The sequence below is a fragment of the Acidimicrobiales bacterium genome (genome assembly GCA_036273495.1).
Classification (GTDB): domain Bacteria; phylum Actinomycetota; class Acidimicrobiia; order Acidimicrobiales; family JAJPHE01; genus DASSEU01.
On the sequence record DASUHN010000063.1, the window covers coordinates 1 to 6,438 of the forward strand.

A 6,438-nucleotide genomic window follows, 5' to 3' on the forward strand; every position below is an offset into this window, starting at 1 on the left:
CCCAGGTCCCCGGTCGGGAAGGCGTCGGGGTCCCCGAACGCACGCATGGCCACGATCTCCACTGTCCACGGCCCGAGCCCCGGCATCGCCCCCAGAGCAGCCCGGGCCCGGTCCCGGTCGCAGCCCGGGCCGAGGTCGACGGTGTCGGACGCGAGGGCGACGGCCAGGGCCACGAGCGTGTCCCGCCGCCTGGCGGGGCCGAGCAGGGCGGCGCCACCGGCCTCGGCCACGGCTCCCGGCTCGGGGAAGAGATGGGTCAGACCGCCGTCGGGATCGTCGACCGGCGTTCCGTGGGCCACGACCAGGCGGCCGGCGTGGGTCCGGGCCGACGCGGTCGACACCTGCTGGCCGATCACGGCCCGGAGCGCCATCTCCGCCTCGTCGACCGTTCTCGGGACCCGGCGGCCCGGGGCCTTCCGGACCACCGCCTGCAGCGCCGGGTCGGCGCACAGCGCCTCTTCCACGGCCTCGGGATCGGCGTCGAGATCCAGGAGGCGCCGGCAGCGGGCCACGGCGGTGGTCAGGTCCCGCAGGTCGGTCAGAGCGAGGCGGCACGACACGTGATCGGGCCGGGGCCGCAGTGCCGCCACACCCGGGCCGTGGGGCAGGCGGAGCGTGCGCCGGTAGGCGCCGTCGCGCACCTCCTCGACACCGGGAACGGCGGTGGCCGCCAGGTGGCCGAAGAGGTTGTCGGGGCAGAGGGGCCGGCGGAAGGGCAGCCGGAGGTCGATGGTCTGCGGGACGGCGACATGAGAGGGGGCGGCGGGCGTGCCGGTTGGCCGCCGCGATCCGCCCCGCTGTCCGCCCCGCTGTCCATCGCGTTGTCCGTCCCGCTGTCCGCCCCGTCGGCGCAGCTCGGTCGGGGTGGTGGCGAACACGGCCCGGACGGTGTCGTTGAACTGCCTGATGCTCGAGAAGCCGGCGGCAAAGGCCACGTCGGCCATGCCCAGCCCGGACCCCTCGATCAGCACCCGGGCGGTCTGGGCCCGCTGGGCCCGGGCCACGGCAACCGGCCCCGCTCCGAGCTCGGCCTGCAGGAGCCGCTCGACCTGGCGGGTGCTGTAGCCCAGGGCGGAGGCCAGCCCCGGAACGCCCTCCCTGTCGACGGTGCCGTCGGCGATCAGGCGCATGGCCCGGGCCACCACGTCGGCCCGGCTGTCCCACTCCGGGGAGCCGGGGGCGGCGTCGGGGCGGCACCGCTTGCATGCCCGGAAGCCGGCCTGCTGGGCGGCGGCGGCCGTCGGATAGAAGCGGACGTTCGACTGCCGGGGGGTCATGGCCGGGCAGCTGGGCCGGCAGTAGATCCCGGTGCTGGTGACGGCGGTGAAGAACCAACCGTCGAAGCGGGGGTCCTTGCTCTGCACCGCCCGGTAGCACCGGTCGAAGTCCTCGATCACGGTGACCAGCCTGCCCCATCCGGCGGCCCCGATCTGGCGGTTTTCCGACAGGAGGGTCCGGGGCCCGGCCGCCCATCCGGCGTGCCGCGCTCTCCGGCCACCCGCCCCCACGCCCGGTTCCACATGTTCCGATTTCAGCGATCCGAATACTTATGCAGCGGGCCGGCCCGGCCCTCGGCCTCGGCCTCGGCCAGGCTGGTCGACGATGAGGATCCCGGCCCCGTTGGCGGCGGTCGCGCTCGTCGTGGTGACCGCCGCCTGCGGGGGCGGCTCGGCGTCGTCACCGAGGGCCGGGACCTCGACCTCCGCCTCGAGGACCACAGTGACCTCGCCTCCGCCGCAGACGGCCGCGCCCGCGACCACAACGAACCCCTGCATCGACCTCAGGACCTGGACGGACGCGCGGCTGGCCCGACAGCTGATCGCGGTGCCCTCACTGGACTTCAACCTTCCCGAGCTGCACGGCGTCCTGGCCTCAGGCGTGGGCGGCGTGCTCTTCCTGGGAACCGCCCCGGCGCCGGGCGACCTCGGCGCGATCGTGGGCCGGGCCAATGCCACGTCCCCGGCCGGGGTCGGCCTCCTGCTCATGGCCGACGAGGAGGGCGGGGGCATTCAGCGCCTGCGCCCGGTGGTGCAGAACGTCCCGTGGCCCCGGGACATGACCACCTCCATGACGCCGGACCAGGTCTCGTCCCTCGCTGCCCGCGTCGGGGCCGAGATGCGCGCCGCCGGCGTGAACGTCGACCTGGCACCGGTGCTCGACGTGGACAGCGGAGTTGGTCCCGACGCGTCCGATCCCGACGGCCGGCGGTCTTTCAGCGGCACGGCCACCACCGCCGCGGCCTACGGGCTGGCCTTCTCGGCCGGTCTACGGACCGCGGGAGTCGTCCCGGTGGCCAAGCACTTTCCCGGCCTCGGCGGATCGTCGGGAAACACGGACAACGGTCCCGCGTCGACCCAGCCCATCTCGGATCTGCGAGCCACCGGGCTGCAGCCGTTCCGGGCGGCCATCGCCGGCGGCGCGCCCGCCGTCATGGTCGCCAACGCCTCCGTGCCGGGCCTGACCACCCGGCCCGCCTCCGTGTCGAGCGCCGTGATCCAGGCCCTGCTCCGGAACGAGCTCGGCTTCCGGGGCCTGGTGATGACCGACAGCCTCTCGGCCGGCGCGATGAGGGCAGCGGGCTACGACGTCCCCGGCGCGACCGTGGCGGCGGTCGAGGCCGGCGCCGACATGGTCCTGTTCGGGTCGACGCTGACCCCCGCTGACACGGCGCAGCTGGACCCCCGGGCGGTGGCCGCCACGACCGCCGCCATCGCCCGGGCGGTCACGGCCGCCGTCGACGGAGGTCGGCTCCCGGTGGCGCGGCTCAGAGAGGCAGCCGGCCGGGTGCTGGCGCTGCGGGGTGCAGCTCTGTGCGGACGGTGAGCGGCTAGGCGCGCTTGAGAGGGGCCCACGCCAAGAGCAGCCGCTTCTCCCCGATCCCGGGAAAGCGGACCAGCGCCTCGGCCTTGTCACCCTGGCCCACGATCTCGATGACGACGCCCTCCCCCCACTTGCCGTGCACCACGTCGTCACCGGCGCGGAGGCCGAGGCCCTCAGCGCCCTTGGTCCGGGCTGGGGTCGAGCCGGCGCGGATGGCGGCGTCCACCAGGCGCTCGCGGCCCCTGGCCCCGGAACCGCCGGCCCCGTAGCCGCCCGACGCCGACGATCGGCCCGGCACCCCGGAGCCGATGGTGGACCCGATCGGCTGCACCAGGGCCTCGGGGACCTCGGATAGGAAACGGCTGGGCGGGTTGTACTGGGCCCCACCCCAGATCACCCGGCAGAAGGCGTGGGTCAGGTACAGCCGCTCCCGCGCCCTGGTGATGGCCACGTAGCAGAGCCGGCGCTCCTCCTCCATCTCGTCGGGCTCCCCGATCGAGCGCTGGTGCGGGAACACCCCCTCCTCCATGCCGGCGATGAACACGACCGGGAACTCCAGGCCCTTGGCCGTGTGCACGGTCATCAGGCTGACCGACGTCTGGTCGTCACTCAGCTCGTCGGTGTCGGCCACCAGGCTCACCGCCTCGAGGAAGGCGTCGAGATCCTGGTTCTCCTCGGCCACCCCGACCAGCTCGTTGATGTTCTCGATGCGGCCGACCGCCTCGATGGTGCGCTCCGCCTCGAGCTCGGCCACGTATCCGGTCGAGTCAATGACCGCCCGCAGCACCGCCCCGGGCCCATCGGAGATCCGCTCCCGCAGCCGGGCCAGCAGCTCGTTGAACTGGTGGATGCCCGACAGCGCCTTCCCGGTGACTCCGGCCTCGTCGGCGTGCAGCAGCCCCTCGGCGAAGGAGAGCCCCCGGGCCCGGGCCCAGCTGTCGATGCGCCCGACGCTGGTGTCCCCCACCCCGCGGCGGGGCATGTTGATGATCCGCTTGAACGAGATCTCGTCGGTCGGGTTGGCCACCGCCCGCAGGTAGGCGAGCAGGTCCTTGATCTCCCTCCGGTCGTAGAACCGGGTGCCACCGATCACCTTGTAGGGGATCTGGCGGCGCACCAGCTCCTCCTCCAGCACCCGGCTCTGGGCGTTGGTGCGGTAGAAGATGGCGAAGTCCCCGTACCTGTGGTCCTCGTGGGCGTGGAGCCGGTCGATCTCCTGGGTGATCCATCCCGCCTCGTCGTGCTCGTCCTGGGCCTCGTAGCGGGTGATCGGCTCCCCGCCGATCTGGTCCGTCCAGAGCGCCTTCGGCTTGCGCTGGAGGTTGTTGGCGATGACCGCATTGGCGGCGTCGAGGATCGTCTGGGTCGAGCGGTAGTTCTGCTCGAGCAGGATCACAGTCGTGTCAGGAAAGCTGTTCTCGAACTCGAGGATGTTCCGCATATCAGCTCCGCGGAACCTGTACACACTCTGGTCCCCATCACCGACCACACAGACGTTGCGGTGTTCGTTAGCCAACAGCAGCACCAGTTGGTTCTGCGCCACGTTGGTGTCCTGGTACTCGTCGACGAGGATGTGCCCGAAGCGGCCGCGCCAGTGTTCGAGCACATCGGGGAACGCCTGCATCACGTTGACCGTGACGACCAGGATGTCGTCGAAGTCCATGGCCGAGGCCGCCAGCAGGCGGCGCTGGTACTCGGTGTAGACCTCGGCCACCTTGCGGTCGAAGATCGTCAGGGCGCGGGACCGGTACGTCTCAAAGTCGACCAGCTCGTTCTTGGCGGCGCTGATGATGGCGTGGACCGAACGGGGGGGAAAGCGCTTGGGATCCAGTCCCAGGTCACGAATGACGTATCCGGTCAGGCGGACGGCGTCGGCCTGGTCGTAGATCGTGAAGCTCGTCTTGTACCCGAGGCGGCCCGCCTCCCGGCGCAGGATGCGCACGCAGGCCGAGTGGAACGTCGACACCCACATCCGCCGGGCCACCGGCCCGACCAGGGCCTCCACCCGTCCGCGCATCTCGTCGGCGGCCTTGTTGGTGAAGGTGATGGCCAGGACCGAGAAGGGACTGGCCCCCCGCTCCCGGATGAGATGGGCGATGCGGTGGGTGAGCACCCGGGTCTTGCCCGACCCGGCCCCGGCCAGGATCAGCAGCGGCCCGCTCTCGTGCAGGACGGCGTCGCGCTGGGCGGTGTTCAGCCCGACCAGCAGGTCGACACGGGGGGGCCGGGCCTCGGGCCCGAAATCGTGCTCCTCCGCCGTCACCGGAGCATCCGGCTCGGTGTCCGGCACAGACGGGAGAGGGGACCCGGTCACTCCCACTCGATGGTGCCCGGTGGCTTCGACGTGATGTCGAGGGCCACCCGGTTCACCCCGGGTACCTCGTTGATGATCCGTGACGACAGCCGCTCGAGCACCTCGTACGGCAGCCGGGCCCAGTCGGCGGTCATGGCGTCGTCGCTGGTCACCGCCCGGATCACGATCGGATAGGCGTAGGTCCGTTCATCCCCCATGACGCCGACTGTACGGACGGCCGGTAACACCGCGAAGCTCTGCCAGATCTCCCGGTACAGGCCGGCCCGCTTGATCTCCTGGGTGACGATGGCGTCGGCCGCCCGGAGGATCTCGACCCGCTCGGGCGTGATCGTCCCGACGATGCGGACGGCCAGGCCCGGGCCGGGGAAGGGCTGGCGCCAGACCATGTCCTCGGGCAGCCCGAGCTCCTCGCCGATGGCGCGGACCTCGTCCTTGAACAGGTTGCGGAGGGGCTCGACCAGCTCGAAGTTCATGTCGTCGGGAAGACCGCCGACGTTGTGGTGGGACTTGATCCGGGCGGCGTCCTTGGTGCCGGACTCGATGATGTCGGGGTAGAGCGTCCCCTGGACGAGGAAGGGGGCGTCGTCGAGATCCCCGGCTACCTCCTCGAAGACCCGGATGAACGTCTCCCCGATGATCTTGCGCTTGCGCTCCGGGTCGATGACGTCGTCGAGGTTCTCGAGGAAGCGGTCGGCGGCCTTGACGTGGACGAGATCGATCTTGAACTGCCGGCGGAAGGTCTCCTCGACCTGGTCGGCCTCCCCGGCCCGCATCAGGCCGGTGTCCACGAACACGCACGTCAGCTGGCCCCCCACCGCCTTGTGGACGAGGGCGGCGGCCACCGCCGAGTCCACCCCCCCGGAGAGCCCGCAGATGACCTTCTGGTCCCCGACCTGGCGCCGGACCGCCTCGGCCGACGTCTCGATGATCGAGGTCATCGTCCAGTTGGGCCGGCACCCGCACACCTTGAACAGGAACTGCTTGAGGACCTCCTGGCCCCGGGGGGTGTGGACCACCTCGGGGTGGAACTGGACGCCGTAGATGGCCCGGTCGGGATCCTCCAGCGCGGCTACCGGCGCGTCGGGGGACATGGCGGTCACGGTGAACCCGGTCGGCGGCGACACGATGGCGTCGGTGTGGCTCATCCAGACGTCCTGCTCCGCCGGCAGCCCGGCCAGGAGCGCCGAGCCGGACACGACCTGCAGCGGCGTGCGGCCGTACTCGCCGCGCCCGGTGCGGGCCACCTCCCCCCCGAGCTGCTGGGCCACCAGCTGGGCCCCGTAGCAGATGCCGAGCACCGGTAC

The 6,438-nt window shown here is 71.9% G+C and carries 5 protein-coding genes; 1 reads left to right on the top strand and 4 read right to left on the bottom strand.

Annotation, left to right across the window (positions count from 1 at the left end):
• On the bottom strand, window positions 1-1,397 hold a 1,397-nt coding region (locus VFW24_02465), incomplete at its 3' end, for an AlkA N-terminal domain-containing protein (GenBank protein HEX5265610.1).
• Window positions 1,398-1,547: 150 nt separating this feature from the next.
• On the bottom strand, window positions 1,548-1,760 hold the full coding sequence (locus tag VFW24_02470; GenBank protein ID HEX5265611.1) for a hypothetical protein: 213 nt from the start codon (window positions 1,758-1,760) through the stop codon (window positions 1,548-1,550).
• Window positions 1,761-1,824: 64 nt separating this feature from the next.
• Between VFW24_02470 and VFW24_02475 the strand changes: the two genes are divergently transcribed.
• Complete coding sequence (locus VFW24_02475) at window positions 1,825-2,823, top strand: glycoside hydrolase family 3 N-terminal domain-containing protein (protein HEX5265612.1); 999 nt, start codon at window positions 1,825-1,827, stop codon at window positions 2,821-2,823.
• Window positions 2,824-2,827: 4 nt separating this feature from the next.
• On the opposite strand, the gene pcrA is transcribed toward VFW24_02475, so the two are convergent.
• Entirely contained in the window at window positions 2,828-5,110 is a 2,283-nt protein-coding gene (pcrA, locus tag VFW24_02480; protein ID HEX5265613.1) for a DNA helicase PcrA, read from the bottom strand.
• A 20-nt stretch (window positions 5,111-5,130) separates the two neighbouring features.
• A partial coding sequence (gene guaA / locus VFW24_02485; GenBank protein ID HEX5265614.1) for a glutamine-hydrolyzing GMP synthase occupies window positions 5,131-6,438 on the bottom strand: 1,308 nt, incomplete at its 5' end.